This is a genomic window from Terrabacter sp. MAHUQ-38, assembly GCF_014518425.1.
Lineage (GTDB): Bacteria > Actinomycetota > Actinomycetes > Actinomycetales > Dermatophilaceae > Terrabacter.
Genome location: NZ_JACVCU010000004.1, coordinates 35196 through 60599, shown reverse-complemented (window position 1 = coordinate 60599; position 25404 = coordinate 35196). Strand labels below are relative to the sequence as shown.

Annotated in this window: 21 protein-coding genes and 1 riboswitch; of the genes, 10 read left to right on the top strand and 11 right to left on the bottom strand. The window is 72.2% G+C overall.

The window, feature by feature from the left end; genetic code table 11:
• Positions 1-85: 85 nt before the first annotated feature.
• Positions 86-2935, top strand: coding sequence for a beta-L-arabinofuranosidase domain-containing protein (locus tag H9I49_RS15510; protein ID WP_188031310.1), 2850 nt, complete (start codon positions 86-88; stop codon positions 2933-2935).
• A gap of 49 nt (positions 2936-2984) precedes the next feature.
• Positions 2985-4193 carry a peptidase M6 gene (locus H9I49_RS15505; RefSeq protein ID WP_188031309.1) on the top strand — a complete coding sequence of 403 codons (1209 nt, stop codon included), beginning with the start codon at positions 2985-2987 and terminating at the stop codon, positions 4191-4193.
• Between the two features lie 59 nt (positions 4194-4252).
• Here the strand turns inward: H9I49_RS15505 and H9I49_RS15500 are convergent, their stop codons facing one another.
• The gene (locus tag H9I49_RS15500; protein ID WP_188031308.1) at positions 4253-5416 is read right to left on the bottom strand and encodes an acyl-CoA dehydrogenase family protein; all 1164 of its coding nucleotides are present in this window, start codon (positions 5414-5416) and stop codon (positions 4253-4255) included.
• Positions 5417-5570: 154 nt separating this feature from the next.
• Here H9I49_RS15500 and H9I49_RS15495 point away from each other — a divergent pair, with 154 nt between their 5' ends.
• The 3 genes from H9I49_RS15495 (at position 5571) to H9I49_RS15485 (ending at position 9199) form a co-directional block, all read left to right on the top strand.
• Complete coding sequence (locus H9I49_RS15495) at positions 5571-6485, top strand: hypothetical protein (RefSeq protein WP_188031307.1); 915 nt, start codon at positions 5571-5573, stop codon at positions 6483-6485.
• 89 nt (positions 6486-6574) lie between these two features.
• Positions 6575-6694, top strand: a riboswitch (SAM riboswitch).
• A 98-nt stretch (positions 6695-6792) separates the two neighbouring features.
• On the top strand, positions 6793-8109 hold the full coding sequence (locus tag H9I49_RS15490; protein WP_188031306.1) for a bifunctional o-acetylhomoserine/o-acetylserine sulfhydrylase: 1317 nt from the start codon (positions 6793-6795) through the stop codon (positions 8107-8109).
• Positions 8110-8161: 52 nt separating this feature from the next.
• Positions 8162-9199 (top strand): LD-carboxypeptidase, encoded by a 1038-nt coding sequence (locus tag H9I49_RS15485; RefSeq protein ID WP_188031305.1) that lies wholly within the window; start codon positions 8162-8164, stop codon positions 9197-9199.
• A gap of 30 nt (positions 9200-9229) precedes the next feature.
• Here the strand turns inward: H9I49_RS15485 and H9I49_RS15480 are convergent, their stop codons facing one another.
• The 9 genes from H9I49_RS15480 to H9I49_RS15440 all read right to left on the bottom strand — a co-directional run bounded on the left by H9I49_RS15480 (position 9230) and on the right by H9I49_RS15440 (position 20436).
• Positions 9230-11116, bottom strand: coding sequence for a Na+/H+ antiporter (locus tag H9I49_RS15480; protein ID WP_188031304.1), 1887 nt, complete (start codon positions 11114-11116; stop codon positions 9230-9232).
• A 58-nt stretch (positions 11117-11174) separates the two neighbouring features.
• Positions 11175-12371, bottom strand: coding sequence for a DegT/DnrJ/EryC1/StrS family aminotransferase (locus tag H9I49_RS15475; RefSeq protein ID WP_188031303.1), 1197 nt, complete (start codon positions 12369-12371; stop codon positions 11175-11177).
• Positions 12368-13522 (bottom strand): GDP-mannose 4,6-dehydratase, encoded by a 1155-nt coding sequence (locus H9I49_RS15470; protein ID WP_370587597.1) that lies wholly within the window; start codon positions 13520-13522, stop codon positions 12368-12370. The genes H9I49_RS15475 and H9I49_RS15470 overlap by 4 nt, the downstream gene beginning before the upstream one ends.
• Entirely contained in the window at positions 13519-14574 is a 1056-nt protein-coding gene (locus H9I49_RS15465; RefSeq protein ID WP_188031302.1) for a nucleotidyltransferase family protein, read from the bottom strand. Before H9I49_RS15465 ends, H9I49_RS15470 begins: the two co-directional genes overlap by 4 nt.
• Positions 14571-15800: a UDP-N-acetylglucosamine 2-epimerase gene (neuC, locus tag H9I49_RS15460; RefSeq protein WP_188031301.1), complete on the bottom strand. Its 1230-nt coding sequence runs from the start codon at positions 15798-15800 to the stop codon at positions 14571-14573. The genes H9I49_RS15465 and neuC overlap by 4 nt, the downstream gene beginning before the upstream one ends.
• A 7-nt stretch (positions 15801-15807) precedes the next feature.
• Positions 15808-16866: an N-acetylneuraminate synthase family protein gene (locus H9I49_RS15455; protein WP_188031300.1), complete on the bottom strand. Its 1059-nt coding sequence runs from the start codon at positions 16864-16866 to the stop codon at positions 15808-15810.
• The gene (locus tag H9I49_RS15450) at positions 16863-17528 is read right to left on the bottom strand and encodes an acetyltransferase (protein WP_188031299.1); all 666 of its coding nucleotides are present in this window, start codon (positions 17526-17528) and stop codon (positions 16863-16865) included. The genes H9I49_RS15455 and H9I49_RS15450 overlap by 4 nt, the downstream gene beginning before the upstream one ends.
• Position 17529: 1 nt before the next feature.
• Positions 17530-18969, bottom strand: a complete 1440-nt coding sequence (locus H9I49_RS15445; protein WP_370587596.1) for a hypothetical protein — start codon at positions 18967-18969, stop codon at positions 17530-17532.
• 66 nt (positions 18970-19035) lie between these two features.
• Entirely contained in the window at positions 19036-20436 is a 1401-nt protein-coding gene (locus tag H9I49_RS15440) for an oligosaccharide flippase family protein (protein WP_188031298.1), read from the bottom strand.
• A 44-nt stretch (positions 20437-20480) separates the two neighbouring features.
• On the opposite strand from H9I49_RS15440, the gene H9I49_RS15435 reads away from it, so the two are divergent.
• Genes H9I49_RS15435 through H9I49_RS15425 form a run of 3 tightly spaced genes read left to right on the top strand, consistent with a single transcriptional unit; the run spans position 20481 to position 23052 of the window.
• Entirely contained in the window at positions 20481-21485 is a 1005-nt protein-coding gene (locus tag H9I49_RS15435; protein ID WP_188031297.1) for a Gfo/Idh/MocA family oxidoreductase, read from the top strand.
• The gene (locus H9I49_RS15430; protein ID WP_188031296.1) at positions 21482-22267 is read left to right on the top strand and encodes an acylneuraminate cytidylyltransferase family protein; all 786 of its coding nucleotides are present in this window, start codon (positions 21482-21484) and stop codon (positions 22265-22267) included. The genes H9I49_RS15435 and H9I49_RS15430 overlap by 4 nt, the downstream gene beginning before the upstream one ends.
• Positions 22264-23052: an SDR family oxidoreductase gene (locus tag H9I49_RS15425; protein ID WP_188031295.1), complete on the top strand. Its 789-nt coding sequence runs from the start codon at positions 22264-22266 to the stop codon at positions 23050-23052. Before H9I49_RS15430 ends, H9I49_RS15425 begins: the two co-directional genes overlap by 4 nt.
• Positions 23053-23079: 27 nt before the next feature.
• On the opposite strand, the gene H9I49_RS15420 is transcribed toward H9I49_RS15425, so the two are convergent.
• Positions 23080-24099, bottom strand: coding sequence for an LLM class F420-dependent oxidoreductase (locus H9I49_RS15420; protein WP_188031294.1), 1020 nt, complete (start codon positions 24097-24099; stop codon positions 23080-23082).
• A 74-nt stretch (positions 24100-24173) separates the two neighbouring features.
• On the opposite strand from H9I49_RS15420, the gene H9I49_RS15415 reads away from it, so the two are divergent.
• Both H9I49_RS15415 and H9I49_RS15410 read left to right on the top strand, forming a co-directional pair.
• The gene (locus H9I49_RS15415) at positions 24174-24641 is read left to right on the top strand and encodes a CoA-binding protein (RefSeq protein WP_188031293.1); all 468 of its coding nucleotides are present in this window, start codon (positions 24174-24176) and stop codon (positions 24639-24641) included.
• Between the two features lie 17 nt (positions 24642-24658).
• Positions 24659-25351: an alpha/beta fold hydrolase gene (locus tag H9I49_RS15410; RefSeq protein WP_188031292.1), complete on the top strand. Its 693-nt coding sequence runs from the start codon at positions 24659-24661 to the stop codon at positions 25349-25351.
• Positions 25352-25404 lie beyond the last annotated feature (53 nt).

Sequence of the window (25404 nt, the reverse complement as noted above, 5' to 3'; positions counted from 1 at the left end):
GTCCTGCCCGCGCACACCCATCGCGCGGGCAGGACGACGTGCGCCCGCGCGCCGGTCGATCCTCCGACGACGAAGGAGACGACGCATGACGAGCAACACCTTCTCTCGACGCCAGGTCCTGCGCTACGGGGCCGCGTCAGCGGGCGCCGTGGCCGTGGCGAGCGCGGGCGCGGCCAACGCCGCTGCGACCCCGACGAGCGGAACGGCCGGCCTGGCGGCGGGCGCGTCGCGCCGGGTCAACGGGCTTCCGGTCCCCCGGTCGTGGACCGCCCTGCCCTTCGACCTCGACTCCGTGCAGCTGCGGCCCAGCATCTTCACCGAGAAGCGCGACCGGATGCTGGCCTATGCCCGCGCCTACCCGGCCGACCGGATCCTCAGCAACTTCCGGGCGGCCGCCGGCATGGACACGCGCGGGGCGCAGCCCCCGGGTGGTTGGGACGACGCCACGGGCAACCTCCGCGGTCACTACAGCGGGCACCTCATGTCCATGCTCGCGCAGGCATGGGCCGGCACCGGCGAAGCCGTGTTCAAGAGCACGCTCGACGAGGTCGTCGCGGGCCTGGAGGAGTGCCAGCGCGCCTTCGACGCCAAGGTCGGCCAGCCCGGCACGCCGCCCCCACCGGCGACGTGGGCCACCGGCAGGTTCGGTAACGGCCTCGTCCTCTCGGGCGACGGCCAGTACGTCGGCCTGCCCGACGCGACCATCGACGGCCTGCACGACTTCACCATCTCGATGTGGCTCAACCTGCGCGAGCGGCGCACCTGGTCCCGAGCCTTCGACTTCGGCACGGGCACGGCGTCCAACATGTTCCTCACCGTCGACGCCGGTTCCGGGCCCCGGTTCGCCATCACGCGCACGGGAGGAAGCGGCGAGCAGCGGATCAACGGCACGAGCCCGCTCGAGACCGGCCGGTGGACCCACCTCGCCGTGACGCTCAGCCGGCAGGTCGGCACGCTCTACGTCGACGGGGCCGTGGCCGGGACCAACTCGGCGATGACGCTGTCACCCGTCGACCTCGGAGCGCCCAAGAACAACTGGATCGGCCGGTCGCAGTACGGCGACGCGATGCTCGCCGGCACCGTCGACGACGTCACCATCCACAGCCGCGCCCTGTCGGCGGTCGAGGTCGCCGAGCTCGTCAGCACACCCGGCGGCGGCAGCGGCGGAGATCTCGCGTGGTACCGCTTCGACGAGACCTCGGGGGTCACGGTCGCCGACTCCTCCGGGCGGGCGTGGGACGCCTCCGTGGTGACCGGTGAGGGCGGGCCCGCCGGGCCGAGCCACCCCGGCTACCTCGCGGCATACCCGGAGACGCAGTTCATCAAGCTCGAGCAGTACGTCACCTACCCCGCCATCTGGGCGCCGTACTACACGTGCCACAAGATCATGCGCGGCCTGCTGGATGCCCACACCCTGACCGGGAACGCCCTGGCCCTCGAAGTGGTTCGGCGCATGGGCGAGTGGGTGCACAGCCGGCTCAGCGCGCTCCCCCGCGAGCAGCTCGACAGGATGTGGGCCCTCTACATCGCGGGCGAGTACGGCGGCATGAACGAGGTGATGGCCGACCTCTACTCGCTGACCGGCGACGACCGGTTCATGCAGACGGCGCGGTGCTTCGACAACACGACGCTGCTGGCCGACTGCGCGGCCGACCGGGACACCCTCGAGGGCAAGCACGCCAACCAGCACATCCCCCAGTTCATCGGCTACCTGCGCGTCTTCGAGCAGGGCGGCGACTCGTCCTACCGAGAGGCGACGCGCCACTTCTTCGACATGGTGGCCCCTCACCGGACGTATGCGCACGGTGGCACCGGCCAGGGTGAGGTCTTCCGCAAGCGTGACGTCATCGCCGGCACCATCGTCACGACGACGAACGCCGAGTCCTGCGCCGCCTACAACATGCTCAAGGTGGCGCGGAACCTCTTCTTCCACGCACCAGACGCGCGGTTCATGGACTACTACGAGAAGGCGCTCGTCAACCAGATCCTCGCCTCGCGCGAGGACGCCGACAGCACGACCGACCCCCTCGTGAACTACATGGTGCCCGTCGGCCCGGGAGCGACGCGAGACTACGGCAACACCGGAACCTGTTGCGGCGGAACCGGACTCGAGAACCACACGAAGTACCAGGACACGATCTACTTCCGGTCGCGGGAGGACGACGTGCTCTGGGTCAACCTCTACATCCCGTCGACGCTGAACTGGTCCGAGCGCCGGATGACCATCACCCAGACCGGCGACTTCCCGCGCTCCCAGTCGAGCACGCTGACCGTGACCGGCAGCGGTCGCCTCGACCTGCGGCTGCGCATCCCGTCCTGGGCCGGTGACGGCTTCGCGGTCGCCGTCAACGGTCAGCGCCAGTCGGTGGAAGCGGGCTCGGACGGCTATGCGCGGCTGCTGCGCTCGTGGCGCTCGGGCGACCGGGTCACCGTCACCTTCCCGTATGCCGTCCGGGTCGAGCAGGCCCTCGACGACCCGAGCGTGCAGGCTCTGCTCTACGGCCCGCTGGCGCTCGTCGGCAAGTCCGAGGTGACGACCTGGCTGCCGGTCGGCCTCTACGGCAACCTCCCGCTGTCGGGTGACCTGGGGGCCGTGGTGAAGGCGGGCGCGAGCCCGATGACCTTCGAGACCAACGGGATCCGGTTCGAGCCGTTCTACCTGGGCAACCCGGAGCCCTACCACGCGTACGTGCGGCGGACCGAGCCCACGATCGTGTTCGCGGGGCAGGACTCCGGCGTCGAGAACCGCAGCGACGACGGCGGCCGCAGCTTCCTCGATGCCCTCTGGTCACTCGCGCCCTTCAAGAACGAGGTCGCGTTCGGGCGTGCCGTGGCGAACACCACGACGACGTGGACCGAGGCCGGACTGCTATCGGCCGACGAGGCCACGACCGTACGCCGCACCGCGGCCTCCGCACCGATGAGCCGCGCGTGAGCCCGGCCCGGGCGCGGCGGTCCGCGTCGTCCCACTCGAAGGAGCCGTCGTGAGAGCGCTCGTCTCGGCGCTGGCCGCCACCGCGGTCGGGGTGTCGCTCACCGTCGCGGCACCGACGGGTCCGGCCACCGCGTCCGAAACGGCGGCACGGGCCGGCAGCCCCGCGCCGACCCAGACGTGCCGTGTCGCCACGACGCAGACCGATCTCGCCGAGGGCTTCCCGGTGGCGGAGCAGGCCCTGCCGGCACGGGGGCGCCTGCGTGCAGCGATGCTCTTCGTCGACTTCCCCGACGCCCCCGCCCCGCGAGGGTCGCTGCTCAAGGCCGAGAGCAACCTGGCGCCCGGCATCGACTACCTCAACACGCTCTCGCGTGGCGCACTCGAGGTCAGGGCGCGCTCGAGCGACCGCTGGGTGCGGATGCCGCGGCCGTCGACGGACTACCCGTTCGAACGCGGCCTCAGCTACGAGGACCACGTGCGCTACATCGAGGACGCGATCCGCGCGGCCGACCCGGGCTACGACTTCGCGGACGTCGACGTCGTGTGGGTCGTCGCGACGGAGGCGGCGAAGAACATCACGTACTCGCCGACGACGAACTTCCTCGACGTGACCGCGGACGGCAACCACCTGACGCACGCCATCACGTTCGGCTACGACCAGTGGAGGTGGGGCGGCCTCGTGCTCGCCCATGAGAGCGGGCACACCCTCGGGCTGCCCGACCTCTACACCTTCGACCCGGCTCCCGGGAGCGACCCGCCGAACTACCACGCGGCCGTCGGCGGCTGGGACCTCATGGGCCTCATCTCGGGCCAGGCCCCGGAGTACCTGGCTTGGCACCGGTGGATGCTCGGATGGCTCCGGGACGGCGAGGTGGCCTGCCTGCGGCCGGACCACGGGACGACCGTGCGCCTCACGGCCGTCGAGGTGGGTCGGGACACGGCGATGGCCGTGCTGCCGATCGGCGGCAGTCGCGCGCTCGTCCTGGAGTCGCGCAGGCCACTGCGTTACGACCGCGAGATCGCCGCCGACGGAGTGCTCGTCTACGTCGTCGACACCGCTGTCGCCACGGGTCGTGCGCCGGTGCGCGTGGTCGACACGACACCCGGAACCGCCCTGGGGCTCGACGATGCACCGCTGCGGGCGGGCCTGACGTGGACCGACGCCGACTCGGGCACCTCCGTCACGGTGACGTCGGGCACGGGCACGGGAGACACGGTCCGGGTCACCCCGGGGCACCTCTCGGCGACCGCGTCCTGACCGCGTGGTGGACGTGCCGGTGCGTCGGCGCGTCCACCACCCGACTCCTCGAGCCCCGACTACCTGAGCAGCGAGCGGGCCATGACGATGCGCTGGACCTGGTTGGTGCCCTCGTAGATCTGGGTGATCTTCGCGTCACGCATCATCCGCTCGAGCGGGAAGTCGCGGGTGTAGCCCGCGCCACCGAGCAGCTGGACGGCATCGGTCGTGATCTTCATGGCCGCGTCGGAGGCGTAGCACTTCGCGGCCGCGCCGAAGAACGCCAGGTCCTTGTCGCCGCGCTCGGACTTGGCCGCCGCGACGTAGACCATCTGCCGAGCGGCCTCCAGCTCCATCGCCATGTCGGCGAGCATGAACTGGATGCCCTGGAAGTCAGCGATGCGCGTGCCGAACTGCTTGCGCTCCTTGACGTACGCGATGGCCTGGTCGAGCGCGCCCTGGGCGATCCCGACGGCCTGGGCGCCGATGGTGACGCGTGTGTGGTCGAGGGTGCGCAGCGCGAGCTTGAGCCCGTCGCCGACCTGCCCGACGACGCGGTCGCCGGGGATGCGGACGTCGTCGAAGTGCAGCTCGCGGGTGGGGCTGCCCTTGATGCCGAGCTTGCGCTCCTTCTCGCCGAACGTGAACCCCTCGTCGGACCTCTCGACGACGAATGCCGTGACATTGCCACCGCGGGGGCCGTCGGGATCGGTGACCGCGAGGACCGTGTAGTACTCGGACACACCGGCATTCGTGATCCACGACTTCTGCCCGGACAGCACCCAGCCGTCCCCGACCTGACGGGCGCGGCACTTCATCGACGCGGTGTCGGAACCGGCCTCGCGCTCGGACAGGCCGTAGGAGAAGGTCGTCTCGCCCTTGGCGAGGGGCGGCAGGTAGCGCTGCTTGAGAGCATCGCTGCCGTCGAGGATGAGCGGGAGCGAGCCCAGCTTGTTGACGGCCGGGATGAGCGACGCGGACGCGTCGACGCGGGCCACCTCCTCGATGATGATGCATGTCGCGAGGGCGTCGGCCCCCACCCCGTCATACTCCTCGGGGACGTGCGGTGCGAAGAAGTCGGACGCGACGAGGGCGTCGTGCGCCTCCTGGGGGTAGCGCGCCTCCTCGTCGACGGCGGCGGCATACGGCGCGATCTTGTCCTCGGCGATGGCACGGATGGCCTCCCTCAGGGCCTCGTGGTCCTCGCTGGTCCGGAACAGGTCGAAGTCGGAATTCGTGCTCACGAGCGCGATCCTACTCGCGGGTTCGGATTAGTAGGACGTCCTAGTGATCGACGCCACGGGCAGCTCGTCGCGGCGCAGGCGTCCGTCTCCCCGCGCCCGTCGATGTCCGCCATTCCACCTCCGGCGACGCCTCTGCGCCCTATGCTCGCGCTCCGTGACATCACACGGGGGAAGCCGCGCCACGACGCTCGCGCTGACTGCGGTCGTGGCCGCCGCGACACTCAGCGCGTGCACGACGACGCCGACGTCGTCGACGAGCCCCACGACGGTGGCCCCGGGCATGACACCGGTCGACGGAGCCCCGACGCCGACCCCCACCCCCGCCGACGTCACATCGGGTCCCGAGAAGACGCGCACGGCTTCGGGCCCGGACCCCGTGGCCCGATGGGCCCTCTCGCAGTCGCGGCTCAACGCCGCACACCGGGCCACCTACACCGTCGTCGGCACCCTCGAGCTCGCTGACAGCGCGGTCACCTACACCCGCCGCTTCGCCGTCGACGCGGACGCGCACACGCTGGCGGTGCGGGCAAAGCATCGCGGTGGCGGGGACCCCTGGGAGTCCGAGCTCGTGGTGGCTCCGTCCGGGGCGTATGCCCGCATTCCCCGGGGTTCGGGACAATGGCACCGCGCCATTGACGAGGAGCTCGCAATGGCGGGAGTCGGTCGCGGCGCGGCCGACGTCAGCGCACTTCCGGAGCCGTTGCGCTCGTTCGTCGCCCAGAGCGACGTGGGCTTCGGCGAGGTCTCCGGCAACGTCGACGTCAGCGAGGGCCTGGTTGCGGCGAGCCTCGGCACCCTCGTCGCCGACGGCGAGGAGCTCGCGTCGAGCATCGGCGGAAGTCTCTACACGACAGTGACCCTCGACAGCCGGGGTGCCCTCGTCAAGGCCGTGATCGACGGCGCAGACAGCACGGGGTGGGACGACACGACGGTCTTCGGCGGCTCGAAGGAGATACCCGAGGAGGACCTCGTCACGTTGTACAGGTTCCTCGACGTCGAGATCACCGTGGACTCCGTCGACGAGCCGGTCGACATCCACGTGCCGAGGCGGTCCGAACTGAGCCGTTAGCGGCCGCCGCGACGGCACCGTGCCGGGTGCCGTCCACGATGAGGACATCCGCTCCCACGGAGCGGACTCGCGTACGTACACTCCCCACAGGTCATGAGTGCCAGCGCGAAGCCCCGGCTCGCTGGCCGGCAACCCTCCAACCGCGGTGGGGTGCCCCGGGTGAGGACCTGGCCCGTCGTCGCCGCCCGGCGCGCGGGCAAGCGCGGAGACTCCTTCTCCCGCACCGACCTGTCGGTGCGCCGGACCCACCTCGACGACGTCTGTCGGGACCCGGTCATCGACACGACCCAGGAAGAGCAGGACGTCGATGACCCAGCCCCACTGGTCCTTCGAGACCAAGCAGATCCACGCCGGACAGAGCGCAGACAGTGCCACAGGCGCGCGAGCACTGCCGATCTACCAGACGACGAGCTACGTCTTCAACGACACGGACCACGCCGCAAACCTGTTCGGGCTCAAGGAGTTCGGCAACATCTACACCCGCCTCATGAACCCGACGACGGATGCCGTCGAGCAGCGCATCGCGGCCCTCGAGGGTGGGGTCGGCGCGCTCCTCGTCGCGTCCGGGCAGGCCGCGGAGACGCTGGCGGTCCTCAACATCGCCGAGGCCGGCGACCACGTCGTCGTCTCGCCGAGCCTCTACGGCGGCACCTTCAACCTGTTCAAGCACACCCTGCCGAAGTTCGGCCTCGAGGTCGGCTTCGTCGAGGACCCGACCTCGATCGACTCGTGGCGCGCCGCGATCAGGCCGAACACCAAGCTGCTGTTCGGCGAGACGATCGCCAACCCGAAGTCGGAGATCCTCGACATCGAGGCCGTCGCCGCACTCGCCCACGAGCACGGCGTGCCGCTCGTCGTCGACAACACCGTCGCGACGCCGTTCCTCATTCGCCCGATCGAGTGGGGCGCCGACGTCGTCGTGCACTCCGCGACGAAGTACCTGGGCGGACACGGCACGTCGATCGCCGGCGTCATCGTCGACTCCGGCAACTTCGACTACGGCAAGGAACCCGAGAGGTTCCCGAACTACAACACGCCCGAGGACAGCTACCACGGGCTCGTCTTCGCGCGGGACCTCGGCGTCGGCAGCGCGCTCGGCGCAAACCTCGCCTTCATCCTCAAGGCCCGCGTCCAGCTGCTGCGCGACCTCGGCCCGGCAGCCTCACCGTTCAACGCGTTCCTCATCGCGCAGGGTCTCGAGACCCTCTCGTTGCGCATCGAGCGTCATGTCGAGAACGCCCACCGGGTCGCGGCCTACCTCCAGGGGCACGAGCAGGTCGAGCGCGTCGTGTGGGCGTCCTTGCCGGGCAGCCCGTCCCACGACCTCGCGGAGAAGTACACGCCACGCGGGGCAGGTGCGGTGCTCTCCTTCGAGATCGTGGGCGGCCTCGAGGCCGGCAAGAGGTTCGTCGAGGGGCTGAGCCTGCACAGTCACGTCGCCAACATCGGCGACGTGCGTTCGCTCGTCATCCACCCCGCGTCGACGACCCACTCGCAGGGCCCCGACGAAGACCGTCTCGCCGCCGGCGTCACGCCGGGCCTCGTGCGCCTGTCGGTCGGCATCGAGCACATCGACGACATCGTCGCCGACCTGGAGCAGGGCTTCACCGCCGCGAAGGCCTGACGGGCAGCGAGACAGGCTGAAGCGGATCGGCAGGGCTGGCACCATTGCAGCCATGCCGATCCGCTACCCCGCTCCCCTACGCCCCGGTGACCGCATCGGCGTCACGTCGCCGAGCTCGGGCGTGTCCGACGCCCTGTGGCCGCGGTTCGAGTATGCCGTGGAGTGCCTGCGCGACAAGGGGTTCGAGGTCGTCGTGGGCGACTTCAACCACACGCCCGACCACACGAGCGGGCCACGCGAGAGTCGAGCGGCCGAGCTGACAGCCATGCTCCTCGACCCGGCCGTCCGCGCGGTCGTGCCGCCGTGGGGCGGAGAGACCGGCATCGACCTGCTCGACCTGCTCGACCTCGACGCGGTGGCCGCGGCCGAGCCCACGTGGTGCGTCGGGTTCTCCGACACGTCGACGTGGCTGACGCCGCTGACGCTCACCACCGGGATCGCCACGATCCACGGGCAGAACCTCATGGACACGCCGTACGTCCCGCCGGACGGCATACTCCACTGGGTCGACGTCGCGGCCGCCTCCCCGGGCGACGAGCTGGTGCAGCGCTCCCCCGGTCGCTACCGCGCCGGCGGGTGGGACGACTACGCCGGCAACCCGACTGTCGCCGAGCTGACCCTCGAGGGCCGAGGGACGTGGACCCGCATCGACCCCGACCACGAGGAGGAGCCGGTCAGCTTCTCCGGACGCCTCGTCGGCGGCTGCGTCGAGACGCTGAGCTTCATCGCCGGTGGACGGTTCGCCGACATCGGGGCGTTCGCGGCGCAGCACGCGCCCGAGGGGCTGGTCGTGCTGCTCGACATCGCCGAGTGGGGGTCCTACGACGTCTGCCGCGCTCTCCACGCGATGCGCCTGCGGGGCTGGTTCGACGCCGCCACCGGCATCGTCGTCTCACGCACCAGGGCGCCGGAGCCCAACGGGTTCACGCAGCACGACGCAGTGCGCGACGCACTGGGAGGCCTCGGGGTGCCGATCGTCGCCGACGTGGAGTGCGGGCACGTCGCGCCGTTCCTAGCGCTCGTGCAGGGCGCGTCGACGACCGTCGTCCACGACGGCGACACGCACTCGATCACCCAGCGGCTCGTCTGACGCCCAAGAGCCGGCCGCCTGTCCAGCCACTCAGCCGACCACCTCGTCGACGAAGCACCAGCGCCACGCCTCCCCGGGCTCGATCGAGCGCATGACGGGGTGAGCGCTGCCGCGGAAGTGGGCGCTCGCGTGCTTGTGCTCCGAGGAGTCGCAGCAACCCACGTGCCCGCAGGCCAGGCAGAGGCGCAGGTGGACCCAGGTCGTGCCGTCGCGCAGGCACTCCTGGCACCCTTCGGGTGTGAGCGGCTCGACGCAGACGTCGGTGTCCTGGAGGTGCTCGCAGGGTGCCTCGATCGTGTCCACGGGCAGCATCTCACTCTCTGCCAGGCGGCTGTCCTGGTCGTCGATCCGGTCGAGCATGGTCTCCTCGAGGTCGAGCGCGCTGAGCACGACCCGGAGCACTACGTCGTCGGCCCGGCCCTCGTCACGCAGCCGCAGGACCTCCTCGCGCTCCGCCTGGAGCATCCGCATCCGGGCCCGCCGGTAGCGCGCACTGGGCGTCTCGTCGGTGTCGGCACCGCGCGGACCGAGACGTTCCCACATCTGGTTGAGCCGGTCCGCGGAGCGCTCCCGCAGGAGGGCGCGGGTTTCGGCGTCGACGTCGTCCATCCCGTCGAGCAGGTCCAGCCCCGAGCGGGTCGCGGCCTGGAACACGGTCGCGGCCTGGAGTGCGTCCTCGCGCGGGTCCGGCCCCCGGACGTTGAGCCGACGCGCGATCGCCGGCAGCGTCATGCCCTGGATGAGCAGCGTGCCGACGGTGACCACGACCGCGATGAGGACGAGCACGTCGCGGTGCCGCGTCCCGTCCGGGAGGAGCAGGGCTGCCGCAAGGGTCACGACGCCGCGCATGCCGGCCCACGCGAGCACCACGGTGTGCGACCACGGGGCATGGGCCTCGGTACGCAGCAGCTGCGTGCGCACGAAACGGAACGGGAAGACCCACAGCGGTCGCAGCACGAGCACCGCGACAAGCGTGCCGACCGCCGCGAACGTGATCCGGCCCGCAGTCAGCTCCGAGCTGCGCACACCGTCGAGAACGTAGAAGACCTGCAGGCCGATGAGGAGGAAGACAGCGTTCTCGAGGAGGAACTGGATCGACACCCAGTTGATCCGCTCACTGAGCCTGGAGGCCCCCGACTGCGTGCGCGGCGACTTGTGCCCGAGGATGAGGCCTGCTGTGACGACGGCGATGACGCCGGAGGCGTGCACCTCCTCGGCCGGCACATAGGCCGCGAACGGCACCATGAACGACAGCACCGTGTCGAACGCCGGCTCCGTCGAGAACCGTCGCCTCAGGACGATGATCAGCACCGAGACGACGAAGCCGATCGCCGCGCCGCCTACCGACGCCCAGAGGAAGTCGAGCACGACTCCGCCGAACGTCACGTCGTGGGCGGCCGCTCCCGACGCGAGCCCCACCGCCGCGAGCGCGGTGCGCAGCGAGACGAGCGCGGTCGCGTCATTGACGAGCGACTCACCCTCGAGGATCGTCACGAGCCGCCGCGGCAGACCGATCCGACGGCCGACCGCCGTCGCAGCGACGGCGTCGGGCGGCGCGACGACCGCGCCGATCGCGAAGGCCACCCCGAACGGCAGGCCGAGCGCCCACTGCAGGAAGAGCGCGACGCCGAGCGCGGTGAAGAGGACGAGCCCGACCGACAGGCTGAGGATCACCATCCTGTTGTTGCGGAAGTCGACGAGCGAGGTCTGGATCGCGGCGGCGTACAGCAGCGGTGGGAGGATGCCGAGCAGGACGACGTCGGGGCTCAGTGCCACCTCCGGCACGAACGGGAGGTACGACCCGACGATGCCGACGAGGATGAGCACCAGCGGTGCGGGCAGCTTGAACCGGTCGGCGATCCACGCCCCGCCGAGGACGGTGGCCGCGATGGCGAGCAGCCCGATGGCGATCTCCACGGCGACATCCTGCCAAGAAACCCGCCCAGCGACGGCGGCGGGCCACCCACCGGTCGCCTCAGCCGAAGAAGGAGCGCACCGCCGCGATGACGCGGTCCTGGTCGGGCCCGGTCAGCTCCGTCGCGCACGGCAGCGACAGTCCACGCGCGAAGAGCCCCTCGCCGACCGCGCCGCCGAGCACCGGCGCGCCCATGAAGGGCGGCTGGGCGTGCAGCGGCCGCCACAGAGCGCGGGCCCCGACGCCGTGGCGGTGGAGGTGGTCGAGGAAGTCGTCGCGGCCGCGACCGTCGGCCTCGGGCACGAGCACCGAGTACAGCCAGTACGTCGCGCCGAGGCCCGCCACCCGCGGGGGAAGCACGAGCGGCAGGTCGCGGAACGACTCGTCGTAGCGGGCCGCGATGCGGTGCTTGGCGGCGACGAACTCGTCGAGCCGCTCGAGCTGTGCCAGGCCCAGGCCGGCCGCGATGTTGGTGAGTCGGTAGTTGTAGCCGACCTCGTCGTGGAGGTAGCCGACGTCGGGCACCTTGGCCTGTGTCGTGAGGTGTCGGGCCCGCGCGGCGAGGTCGTCGTCGTCGGTGACGATCATGCCGCCGCCGCCGGTCGTCGCGATCTTGTTGCCGTTGAAGGAGAAGCAGCCGATGCGGCCGACCGTGCCGGTGTGGCGCCCGGCGTACCGCCCGCCCGTCCACGTGGCGCCCAGTGACTCGGCCGCGTCCTCCAGCACGGGTATGCCGTGCCCGTCGCAGGCGTCCATGAGCGGTTCCATGTCGGCGGGCTGCCCGAGCACGTGGACGATCTCGACGGCGGCGGGCTGGCGCTCCCCCGCCGCCGCCCGGCGGTCGAGCTCGGCGGCGAGCAGCGCGGGGTCGAGGTTCCAGGTGGTGGTCTCGGAGTCGACGAGGACGGGCCGGGCGCCGCAGTAGGCGATGGGGTTGACCGAGCCGACGAAGGTGAAGTCCGAGCAGACGACGTCGTCGTCACGCCCGACGCCGAGCAGGACCAGACCGACATGGATCGCGGCCGTGCCGGTGGCGCATGCGATGGCGTGCTTCGACCCGACTCGCTCGGCGAAGCGTCGCTCGAACTCCGAGACGAACGGGCCGACCGACGAGACGAACCCGGACTCGACGGCCTCGAGGACGTAGCGCCGCTCGAGCTCGCCGATGTTGGGGACCGCGAGCGGGATCGTGCCCTCGGGTCCCCGCGCGCCAGGAGCGTGCGCCTCCCCTGCGGGTGCGCCCGTGGGACTGCTCACCGGTGGTACCGCCCGGCGGTCTCGGGGTCGACCCGCGGGCGCAGCCACTCGGCCGTGGCCGAGAGGCCCTCCTCGAGCGAGACGGTGGGGGCCCAGCCGAGCACCTCGTTGGCGCGCGACGGGTCGGAGAGCAGGATCTGCACCTCTGAGCCCTCGGGTCGGATGCGGTCGCTCTCGGTGACGATCTCGGCGTCGCTGTGGGTGACCTTGCGGCACAGCTCGACGACTTCGCGGACCGAGACGGTGCGCCCGGTGCCGAGCTGGATCGTCGTGCCGGGTGCCACGTCGGCGAGCGCGGCCCGGACGAAGCCGTCGGCGGTGTCGGTGACGAAGGTGAAGTCACGCTTCGGTGTCACGTCGCCGAGCTTGAGCTGGCTCGTGCCGGCGAGCAGCTGCGACAGGACGGTCGGGATGACGGCCCGCGTCGACTGGCGCGGGCCGAACGTGTTGAACGGGCGCAGGGTCGTCACGGGCACCTCGAACGACAAGGCGTACGACTCGCACATCTTGTCGGCGGAGATCTTCGTGGCCGAGTAGGGCGACTGGCCGCGCAGCGGGTGGGCCTCGGTGATCGGCACCTCCTCCGGTGTGCCGTAGACCTCGGACGTCGACGTGTTGACCATGCGCGGCGTGCCGTGCCGGCGCACGGCCTCGAGGACGTTGAGCGTGCCGATGACGTTGGTCTCGACGTAGGAGCGCGGAGCCACGTACGAGAAGGGGATCGCGATGAGCGCGGCCAGGTGCAGCACGACGTCGACGCCCTCGGTCGAGGCCATGACGTGCTCGGGGTCGCGGATGTCGCCGAGGACGACCTCGGCCTGCCCGTCGCGCACCGCGGCGCGGAAGGCGTCGGACTCGTCGAGCCAGCCGCACGAGCCGTTGGAGTTGTAGAGGCAGAACGCCTTGACGTGGGCGCCGTCGGCGAGCAGCCGTTCGACGACGTGGGACCCGATGAACCCGTCGGACCCGGTGACGAGCACCGTCCTGCCCTTCACGGACCCGTCGACGGGTCGCGCGGTCAGCTCGACCTCGGGGACGTCGCCAGTGGTGTTCGTGCCGGAAGGTGTTGTCACAGCTGCCTTTTCGTCGTTCGGGTGGGCTCGAGTGCCGTCGACGACGTCGCCGGTCTCGAGGATGGGGTCGTCGCTCACGCCTCGCCCTTCGCGCGGGCCAGGTCGGTCGGGGTGCCGACGTCGATCCAGTCGGAGTGGATCGGCCAAGCCGTCACCGGCTCGCCGCGCTCGAGGCACGTCTCGACGAGCTCGGGCATGGTGCTCGCCCGCCCGGTGGGCAGCCATGCGAGCGCGCGCGGCTCGACGGCGTACACGGCGGCGTTGATGTCGAAGCTCAGCGTCGGCTTCTCCCTGACGCCGGTCACGCGTCCGTCCTCGGTGTCGAGGACGCCGAAGGGCACCTCGTGCTGGTACGTGCGCGTCGCGACGGTGACGGCAGCGCCCGTGCGGCGGTGCGCGTCGAGCAGGTCGCCCGCGTCGAACTCGACCATGAGGTCGCCGTTCATGACGAGGAGGGGGTGCTCGAGGTCGGGTCGCTGGGCGCGCAGCAGCGTGAGCGAGCCGGCGGTGCCGAGTGGCAGGTCGGGGTCCTCGCGGAGGTAGCGCACGACGCAGCCCAGGCGCGACCCGTCGCCGAGGTGCTCCTCGATCTGGTCGGCGAGGTAGTTGACGCTGACGTAGATCTCGCGCAGGCCGTCGCCGACGAGGCCCAGGACGATCCACTCGAGGATCGAGCGGCCCGCGACCGTCATGAGCGGCTTCGGGGTGTCCTTCGTCAGGTCGCCGAGGCGCGTGCCCTTGCCGCCCGCCATGACGACGGCGACGTTGGGCAACCGGGCCGAGCCGACGACGTCGGAGAGCGTGTGCAGCCCGAGGAGCGTGCCGTCGTCGGCGAGCTCGGGCACGGCCGAGATGCGCAGCGCCTGCATGAGGTCGAGGACGAGGGCGCGCGGGGAGCCGGCGGCGACGAAGTGGGGCGAGCGAGTCGCATGGTCGAGCGCCAGGTCGTCGAGGCTCGTGCCCTTGAGGAAGGCGCGGCGCAGGTCGCCGTCGGTGAGCAGCCCGGTCAGGCGGAAGCCGCCGTCGACTAGGAGGCACACGAGGTTGCCGCTGCGGTCGACGACCTCGAGGGCGTCGCGGATCGTCGCAGTCGTCGGCGCGCAGGCCGCGCGCAGGTCTCGCGCCGTCACTCCTCCTCCTCTCTCACCGCTCGCGGCGGCGCCGGGCCGGCCGCGCGGTCGACGTCCTCTTCGAGGAACTGGTCGACGAACTGCTTGACGCGCGGCGCCGCCGCCGATCCCCGAACGATATCGAGGATGCGTGCGCTCGCCGCACCCGCACCGTAGGGGTTGGTGACGCCGGTCGTGCGCTCCCGCCAGCGCGGGCTGAGTGCGGTGCGCAGGGCCGCCTCGACGGCGTCGCGCCCCTCGGCGGCGTGCACGACGTTGTCGCCCCGCAGGCGGCCGCGCTGCCGCTCACCGATGTCGACGGCCGGGACGTGGAGCGTCGCGGCCTCGATGACGCCCGAGCTCGAGTTGCCCACGACGACGTCGCTGGCCGCGAGCACCGCCGGGTAGTCGCGCCCGAGCGCGGCGACGACGCGCAGCCGTGGCTCGACGGACGCGAGCGCGGTCAACGCCTCGAGGATCTCGTCACGTCCCTCGTCCATGCCGGGATGCGTCGCGACGACGGTCCCGCACACTGCGAGGGCCGCCTCGGCGGCCTCGCGGGCCCACCTGCCGACGGGAGCGCCGGACTGTGCCGTGGGCGGGTGGTAGGTGAAGAGGGCCACCGGATGCTCGACGGCCTCCACCTCGAGCAGCGCGGCCAGGTCGGCGTCGCTCATGGGGCGCGCGCTGGCCAGCCGGTCGAGGCCGGGCGCTCCCGTCACGTGGACCCGGTCGGCCGGCTCGCCGAGCTGGCGCAGCCGGGCCGCGGCGTCCTCGGAGGCGACGCAGTGCTGGTCGGAGAGCTTCGTGACGGCGTGCCGCACCCGCTCGTCCAGCGCTCCTTCGGTGACCTCTCCCCCGTGCAGGTGCACGACCGGCACACCGAGGAGCACCGCCGGCGGCACGACGTAGAGCAGCTCCCACCGGTCGCCGAGCACGACGAGCACGTCGACGTCGTGCAGCCGCAACGTCTCCCCCGCGGCTCGGGTCAGCGTGGCGCCCTGCCGCAGCTGGGCGGCGACCGTCACCTCCTCCATCGGGTCGGCCAGCGACACGACCACCGACCGCCACGCGTCGGCCGGCACGCTCGTCGGCAGCGCAGAGACGAGCTCGTCGGCGGCATACGCGACACCGGTGAGGACGCGCAGGCTGATGTCGTCGGCGGCCCACAACCCCTCGAGGACGGGCGACAGCGGCCCGAGGTCGGCGCGCGTGCCGACGAAGACGGCGACGGTGAGGGGCGTCATGGGGCGGTCAGCGAGCCAGGTCGTCGTCGGTCACGGGGGCGCCGGCGGCGACGTCCCGCGCGAGGACACGGCCGCGGATGTCGACGGCCGGGCTGACGCCGCCCTCGGGCCGCAACAGCTGCAGGTCGTCGCCGGCCACCTGGGTGCCCGCGGTCAGGGCGCGCGCCGCGTGCCACGACCGGCGTACGAGCACGGCGTTCTCCTCCTCCGACGGCATCCGCACCTTCACGCCGTCACCGAGCGCGACGGCCAGCTGCTTCGTGGCCGTGACGTACTCGGTCAGCGCGCCCGGCTCGAGGCTCGCCTGGTGGTCGGGGCCGGGCAGCGTGCGGTCGCTCGTGAAGTGCTTCTCGAGGATGGGGGCGCCGAGGGCGACCGCGCCGAGGGCCGTCGTGAGCCCGGACGTGTGGTCCGACCAGCCGACGGGTATGCCGTGCAGCTCGGTGAGACGCGGGATGACCCGGAGGTTGCACTCCTCCACGGGAGCCGGGTAGGCCGAGACGCAGTGGAAGAGCACGAGCCCGGGTGCCTCGGCACACGCCTCGACGGCGGCTTCGACCTCGTCCTCGGTGCCCATGCCGGTGGACACCAGGAGCACGACGCCGAGCCGCGCCATCTCGCGCAGGTAGGGCAGGTTGGTCAGCTCGCCGGAGCTGACCTTGAGAGCCGGGAGGCCGAGGTCGACGAGCATCTCGGCGCTGTCGAGGTCGAAGGGCGTCGACAGGAACGTCGTGCCGGCCTCGGTCGCGTGGTCGCGCAGCTCGACCCACGCGTCCTTGGGCAGGGTCAGCGCCTCGAGCAGGCTGCGCTGGTCGGAGCTGCCGCCCCGGTCGCGCTGGTAGGGCGTCGTCGCGGCGGTGGACGAGACGAGCTTTTCGGGTGAGAAGGTCTGGAACTTGACGGCATCCGCTCCCGAGGCCGCCGCGATGTCGACGAGCCGGTGGGCGAGGTCGAGGTCGCCGTTGTGGTTCACGCCGGCCTCGGCGATGACGTAGACGTCGCCCGGGGTCGGCACCGTCGCGGCGCCGATCGAGACGGGGTGGACCGCGTTCAGGGGGTCGATCACAGTGTTCCTCCAGGTCGTCGTGTGCCTCGGGTGACGGCGGGGACGCCGACCACGGTCTGCCCGTCGGGCACGGGTCCGGTGACGACGGCGCCGGCGCCGATGGTCGCGCGCGAGCCGACGGTGACGCGGGGCAGGATGCGCGCACCGCTGCCGACGAGTGCGCCGTCCCCGACGGCTGCGCCGCCGAGCAGCACGGCCCCGGGAGCGACGTGTGCCCCGGCACCCACCCGGCAGTCGTGCTCCACGACCGCACCGGTGTTGACGATGACCGCCTCGCCGACCACGGTCCACGGGCCGACGTGCGCGTGCTCGAGCACGACGGTGCCGGCGCCGAGGACGCTCCGCGGCGAGACCGTCGCGGTCGACGCGACGACGGGCGGTACGGAGAGGCCGCGGGCGACGAGCGCGTGGACGAGGCCGTTGCGGGCCGGGTTGGCCCCGATCGCGACGACGGCGTGCAACCCGCGCGCCGCAATGAGCTCGAACGCCTCGCGGTCGTCGGGGAGTACGTCGACGTGCCAGGGCTCGCCGCCGTGGTCGGCGGTGGGATCCGCACCGCTCACGGCGACGACCGCGTGGCCGGCACGTTCGAGGACGTCGACGACCGAGCGCGCGTGGCCGCCGGCGCCGAGGACGACCCAGCCCGCTTCGACGGTGCCCACGTCAGGCCGTCCCGGACGCGGTGGGCGCGGCCGCGACGCCGTGGCCGAGCGACGCGGCGGCCTCGCCGAGCGCGCCGCCGACCTTGCGGATGTTGTCGGGCTCGAGCACGGCCGGGACGCGCGGCGGGTCGAGCACGAGGCCCTCCCACGAGTTGCGCACGTAGTCGTGGACGAACCACTCGTCGATCGAGGCCTGGTCGGCGCGCAGGGACTCCCACGCCCGGTCGGCGACGAACTGCGCGAGGTCGTCGGGCGAGTCCAGGCGCGCCACGTTGCCGAGACCGCTCCACGGCATCTCAGCGCCGGTCACGACGGGCAGGCCGAGCAGCCCGGCCTCGAGGCCGACGGTGCCCGTCGCCGTCACGGTGAACACGGCCTGCTTCATGAGCTCGCGCGAGTCGGCGAACGGGTCGATGGTCGCGATGTTCGGGTGGGCGTCGAACTGCGGCCAGTAGTCGGGGTCGCGCCGCCACATGAAGTGCGCGTGCTCCTTGACGGCGACGCCGATGTCGAGCGGCGCGAGGGCCTCGGCGAGGACGCGTGCCGTGTAGGCCTGGTCGCGCCACTCCTGGCCCATGACGTCGGCGCTCGACTCGGGCTGCACCTGCAGCGGCAGGAAGACGAAACGCTCGGGCACGGCGTCCCAGCGGCGGTCCTGGTACTCGCGCAGGTTGAGCCGCGCCTTGATGGGGTTGAGCCACGGCAGACGCGCGTAGTCGGACGGACGCGGGAGCTGGAGGTTCGCCCCGCGGTCGACGGCGAACTCCTTGATGCGGTCGCTCGCGAGCCGCCAGATCTCCTGACCCGTCTCTACCTTGAGGTTGCGGGCGAAGCCCATGGGGCGCCCGTGCTCGGCGCGCCACCCGTCGATGAACGCCTGGCCGGCCGTGATCGCCGACGGGTCCTCGACCTGCCGCTCCCACAGGGTGATCCCCTTGGGCGCACCGATGAGACCGAAGCGGTCGGAGGGCAGCCGGATGCCCCGGGGCCACGTCGCGAGCCCGCCGTGGTGGGTCACGAGGCCCGCCGTGAGCAGCTCGGACGTCACGGTGAACTCGACGAGCGCGAGCACGGGGCCGCGACCGGCGATGACCGACTCGAGCTCCTCGGCGGCGAGGTTGAGGAAGTTCATCGCGGTGTCGACGCGGTTGCGGCGCAGGGCACGCTCGCTGACGAGCAGGTCGAGCGGGTCGAGTCCCACCCCGGCACAGGCGCGCTTGAGAGCGGCGTGCGGCGCCAGGCCACTGACGACGTTGGCCTTGCGGGCGGCGGCATACGGCAGCCGGACGGTCGTGGCGAGCGGGGCGTGCTTGCGCACCCACGCGAGGTTGGCGTCCGTCCGGACGACGAGGATGAGGTCCTTCGTGTCGAAGCCGGCGTGCACGAGGGCCGGCACGAGGAGGTCGTCGTAGCCCAACCCCATGTGGACGAGCGGTGTCACCACGAAAGCGTCTCTCCTGCGTGTCGGTGCGGGCCGGCGATCGGTCGGCCGGGCGAGCGCCTCATCCTATCGGCGCAGCGTCCGCACGATTCGCGGTGCGATGACGGCCCCGCCGACGAGCAGCACGAGGCCGACGCCGATGCCGGCGATCGGCCCCCCGGCGGCCGAGAGGAAGGCCGCGAGCACCGCTACGCCGAGGGCGAGCCAGGCCTCGACCGGCCAGCGCAGCGAGCGCCGCGCAGGGACGACCGTCGCGACCATGAGCACCGCGTAGCCGGCGAGCTTGGCGAGGGCGATGCCCGCGATCCCGTAGTCCGCCGCCAGGGGGACGGCAGCGAGCACGAGCACGACGACGCCGGCGACGGCCGCGAGCGCCAGCAGCCCGGTGCGCTCGCTGTCGAGGACGGCTAGCGACGAGCCCTGGTAGAGCATGTAGAGCGCGGCCACCAGGCTGAGCACCGCGACGGTCGCGCCGATGTCGCCGACCGCGAAGTCCGCGCCGGCGACGACGTGCGCGAGCCAGTAGCCCGTCGCGCCCACGAGTCCCGAGCCGACGACGACCACGACGAGCAGGGCGGTGCCGGTGCGGCGCGTCCAGCCCCAGCGGCGCCCCTCCGGGTGCGAGAGCACGAGGGGGCTCCAGCCGTTGAAGAGCGCCACTGCGAGGACGAACGGGATGTTCCCCAGCTGCAGGGCCACCTGGTAGTTGCCGGCCGCGGCATCGCCGAGCAGGCGGCTCGCGAGCAGCACGTCGCCCATCACCAGGCCCAGCATCGCCACGGCCTGCGGTAGAAGCGGGGCCGCCAGCCGGACCCCCGCCCGCACGCGCTCGCGCGCCGAGGTCGGCGGCAGTGGGCGGCCGACGAGCATCGCGAGCACCGCAGCGACGACGAGCGCGATGGTGTATGCCATGAGGTACGTTCGAGACGACCGGTCCCCTTGTGCCGCAAGCAGTCCCGAGAGGTGAGCCACCACGGTCGAGGCGACGGCGAGGAGGAGGAAGTGCAGGGGCCGCAGCCGGGCCCGCGCGAGCGACTGCCCGGCCACCACGGTGGTCAGCGCGGCGCTCGCTGCGACGACGAGGCACCACTGGCCGAGGTCGACCGGACCGGCCGCGGACAGGACCACCCCGAGAGCGACCCCGACGACGCCGATGCCCACGGCGAGCCCGACCATGGTGCCGGCCAGGGCGCGGCCGGCTCGCGGCCCGTCGTCGCCCCGGTGGTACTCGCGCAGGATCACCTGCGGCAGCCCAGCGGCCGCGACGGTGCCGATCATCTGGATGACCACGAGGGCCGTCGCGACCTTGCCGTACTCGGTCTGCCCGAGCAGCCGCGTGGCGAAGGGGAGCACGAGGAGGACACCGAGGCCCTGCAGCGCCGTGCCGACGAGGTAGATCACCGAGTGCGCGCCGAGCGACGCGGACGTCGACGCCTCGGGCACGGGAGCATCCGGGTGATCTGCCACGATGGTGAACCTACTAGGGCGAAGGAGGACCGGGTGAGCGCGACGTGAGCGCCGGCGTCGTCGTGCGCGGCTCCGGCTCGATCGGGCAGCGCCACGCGCGGGTCTTCCGGCAGGTCGGCGCCGACGTGTCCCTGTGGCCGGTGCGCGAGCGGGGCGCGGGCGTCGGCGACCTCGACGAGTCCACCGGGGCGCGACTGCTCGACGACGCCACCGGCCCCCGCGCCCTGCCCGGCGCCGCCCTCGTCGTCGTGGCCACCGACACGTCCCGTCACGTCGCCGACGCGATCGAGGCGCTCGACGCCGGGGCCACCGCCGTCCTCGTCGAGAAGCCCGTGGCCCCGACCGCCGCCGAGGCCGACGTCCTCGGCGGCCACCCCCGCGCGGCCGCCGTCTGGGTGGCCGCTCCCCTGCGCGCCCATGAGGCCTTCCGCCACCTGCGCCGGCTCGTCGGGCACGTCGACGGCGCCGCTTCGGCGCACGTGTGGTCGCAGTCGTGGCTCCCCGACTGGCGGCCCGACCGCGACTACCGCGAGTCCTACTCGGCCCGGCCCGACGAGGGCGGCGTGCTGCGTGACCTCGTGCACGAGATCGACTACGCCACAGTGCTCTTCGGCACGCCCGCGCTCATCGGGGCCCGAGTCGAGACCTCCGGGCCGCTCGAGATCGAGGCCGACCAGGCCGCGACCCTCCTCTGGTCGGCCGAGCGCGACGTCACGGTGACGACCCGTCTGGACTACATCACCCGACCGACCAGCAGAGGCCTCGTGATGCGCTCGGCCGGCGGCACCCTCGAGTGGGACGTGGTCCGGGCGACCGTGCGCCACACGACGGCATCGGGCGAGGTCACCGAACAGGTCTTCGACCATGACCTCGACCGCGACATCGTCATGGGAGCCCAGGCTCGCGCCGCGCTCGACCTCTCCCCGACGGCTCCTGTCGACCAGCGGATCGCCCGCGGAGCGCCGGCCACGCTCACCGACGGGATCGCCGCCCTCCGGCTCTGCGACGCCGCTCGCGCCGCCACCACCACGCACCAGGAGACCGAGTGACCGACTCCGCGCCGCGAATCCTCGCGGTCATCCCTGCCCGTGGGGGCTCGAAGGGGCTGCCCGGCAAGAACATCCGCCCCCTCCGGGGGCTGCCCCTCATCGCGCACAGCGTCAGGGCGGCCGCCCTGACGCCGGAGGTGACCCGCTGCGTCGTGACCACCGACTCGGAGGAGATCGCCGACGTCGCCCGCTCCCATGGGGGTGAGGCGCCGTTCCTGCGCCCTGCCGCGCTCGCCGCCGACGACACCCCGATGGCCCCCGTCGTCCGGCACGCCCTGGAGTGGGTCGAGCACGAGGAGGGTGTGGCGTACGACGCGGTGCTGCTGCTCGACCCCACGAGCCCCGCCCGGGTGCCGGCCCAGCTCGCCGAGGCCGCGCGCCGGCTGGCGACCGCCCCAGCGCTCGACGGGGTCATCAGCGTCTCCGAGCCGACCTTCAACCCGGTCTGGGTCGGGGTACGTCCCGACGACGCGCGCGACGGAGCCCTGACCCGGTTCTTCCCGTCCGGCACGGGCGTCACGCGCCGTCAGGACGCCGACCGGTTCCTGCGCATCAACGGCAACTTCTACCTCTGGCGCGCCGACTTCGTCCGTCGCCTCGAGGCGTCGTGGTTCGACGAGGGCACCCATGAAGGACTGGAGATCCCCGAGGCGCAGGCGTTCTCGATCGACGACGAGTACGAGTTCCGGCTCATCGAGGCGCTCATCGGCGCCGGCCTCATCAGCCTTCCGTGGCTCGACGCCACCGACGCCGGCGCCACCCCGACGGAGGACCTGCGATGACGACCGACCCCACGACCTCGCTCGCCGGGCGGACGGCCGTCGTGACCGGCGGCGCCGGGCCTCTCGGCAGCGTGCTCGCCGAGGCGCTGGCCGGGGCGGGCGCGCGGGTCGTCGTCGTGGACCTCGACGAGTCCTCGTGCGCCGCGACGGCCAACGACCTCCCCGGGTCCGGCCACCGTGCGCTCGGCGCGAACCTCCTTGACCCGCGAGGGCTGTCGTCCGTCGTCGATGCCCTCAACGAGCTCGGTGCATGCGACATCCTCGTCAACAACGCCGCGTTCACCGGGACGTCCGGAGTCCCCGGGTATGCCGTGCCCTTCGAGGAGCAGACCGACGAGGCGTTCGCGATGGCGCTCGCCCTCAACCTGACGGCCCCTTTCTCCCTGACCCGGCGTCTCGCCCCACTGCTCCGGACCGGCGGTCACGGCAGCGTCGTCAACGTGTCGAGCATCTACGGACTCGTCGGCCCCAACATGGGTCTCTACGAGGGCACGAGGATGGGCAACCCGGCGGCGTACGCGGCGAGCAAGGGCGGCCTCGCACAGCTGACCCGCTACCTCTCGACCGTGCTCGCGCCCGACGTGCGGGTCAACGCGTTCGCGCCCGGAGGGATCGCCCGTGGGCAGGACGACGCGTTCGTCGAGCGCTACGAGCGCCTCACTCCCCTGGGCCGGATGGGCACCGAGGACGACTTCCGCGGCGTCGTCACCTGGCTCGCCTCGGACGCGTCGGCCTACGTCACCGGACAGGTCGTGGCCGTCGACGGCGGCTGGACCGCCTGGTAGCGGCGCACACCGTGCCGGGAGGCGGCGTCACGACGCGAGCTCGGGTGCGACCTTGTCCTCGAAGAGCTCGATGCCGGAGCGGTCGTAGGCCGCCTCGCCGAAGTACATGATGGCGTACGTCATGCCCCGCGACTGCATGTTCCCCAGCATCTCGACGATCTGCTCGGGCGTGCCGACGGCCGGCTGGCGGCGGAGGTTCTCGACGTGTGCCTCGACCTTGGCGTCGGACACGCCACCCCGGCGCAGCAGCTCGCCGTGGAAGCGCAGGCGGTCCTCGACGTCGGCCTCGGTCTCACCGATGACGACGTTGTAGTCGGCCGACCGGACGATCGAGCCGAAGTCGCGGCCGAGGTCGTCGCAGTGGCCTTTGAGGACCTCGCTCTTGTGGTCGAAGACCTCGGGAGTGCCGTCGAAGTTCGTGTAGTCGGCGTACTCGGCCGCGATCTTCAGGGTCACCTTCTCGCCGCCGCCGGCGATCCACATCGGGATGCCGTTGGCCTCGCTGCCCGGGCGGCTCGTGCCCTGAAGGGGCCGTGGCGCGCAGATGGCGCCGTCGACCTGGTGGTACTTGCCGTGGAGCGTCGCCTCGCCCTTGGTCCACATGTCGCGGAAGATCTGGACGCCCTCGCGGAGCGCGCCGAGGCGGTCGCCCGCCCTGGGGAAGCCGTAGCCGTACGCGCGCCACTCGTGCTCGTACCAGCCGGCACCGATCCCCATCTCGGTGCGCCCGCCGGAGATGACGTCGACGGTCGCCGCGACCTTCGCGAGGTAGGCGGGGTTGCGGTACGCCATGCACGTGCACATCTGGCCGAGACGGACCCGGCTCGTCGCGGCCGCGAAGCCGGCCATGAGCGTCCATGCCTCGTGGGTCGCCTCGCTCGACGGCTGTGGCGTCGTGTGGAAGTGGTCGTAGACCCAGATGGACTCGAAGACGTCGCCGTCGTCGGCGTGCCTGGCGAGGTTGACCATGGCTTCCCACTGCTGGGCCGGCTCGATGCCGACGAGATCCATGCGCCAGCCCTGGGGAACGAACATTCCGAATCGCATCCAGCCATCCAACCACGGCCGGTTGGAGCGGGTCTGGACGCGATCGGCGCCCGGGAGCGTGTGAGGATGGCCGTATGAGACCGCTGCACCAGAACGACCCAGCCGTCATCCGCGACCTGCTCAACACGCCGGCGACCTGGGCGGTCGTGGGTCTCGGCGACAACCCCGACCGCACGGCATACCGGGTGGCCCTGTGGCTGCAGCGCGAGCTGGGCATGCGCCTCGTGCCGGTGCACCCGAGCGGCGCCGAGGTGCACGGTGCCCAGGGCCACAAGACGCTCGCCGACATCCCGGACGGCACGGTCGTCAAGGTCGTCGACTGCTTCGTCAACAGCAGCCGGGTCGGCCAGGTCGTCGACGAGGCGCTCGCCGAGCGCGAGCGGCTGGGCATCGAGGCCCTGTGGCTGCAGCTGGGCGTCATCGACGAGGACGCCGCGCGGCGTGCCGAGCAGGCCGGGCTCGCGGTCGTCATGGACACCTGCCCGAAGATCGAGTACTCCCGGGTCAAGCCGGGCGACGGCGCCGACGCCGTGACCGACTGACCTCGCGACCAGTGACCGTGGCCGGCGTCACCCTGCACGAGCGACGGTGGGGCGCTCGCGGCGCCCGGCGGGCCGTCGTGCTCGTGCATGCGACGGGAGAAACGTCGGCCGACTGGGCCGAGGTGGCGGAAGCACTCGCGGCTGACCGGCTCGTCGTCGCCGTCGACCTCCGCGGCCACGGTGCGAGCCCGTGGCCGGGTGCGTACGCGCTGCCTGACCTCGCGCAGGACCTGACGGTCACCGTGGAGCGGCTCCACGACGAGTCCCGGTCCGACGGCGGGCACCGCGCGGTGGACGTCGTCGCCCACTCGCTCGGCGGGCTCGTCGCCTGCCTCGTCGCGAGCGGCCGTCCGGACCTCGTGCGCCGACTGGTGCTCGAGGACGTGCCGGTGCCGCATCCCCGCGAGCCCCGGCCCCCGGTACGGCCGTCGGGTGAGCTCGCCTTCGACTGGGAGGCGGTGCTGCAGGTCCGCGCGCAGATCGACGCCCCCGATCGGCGGTGGCCGGAGGTCGTGGCCGCGGTCACGGCGCCGGCCCTGGTCGTGTGGGGCGGTCCGAGCAGCCCGATGCCGCCCGCGCACGTCGCCGAGATGGCCACCACGGTCGCCGACGGGCGACTGGTCCGCATCGACGCCGGGCACCTGGTGCACGCCACCGAGCCCGAGGCGTTCACCCGCACCGTTCGCGACTTCCTCGACTCGCCCGCCTGACCGACGGCGTATGCCGTCAGCGAGGACCGGGACGGGCCACGCGCCGACGGGGT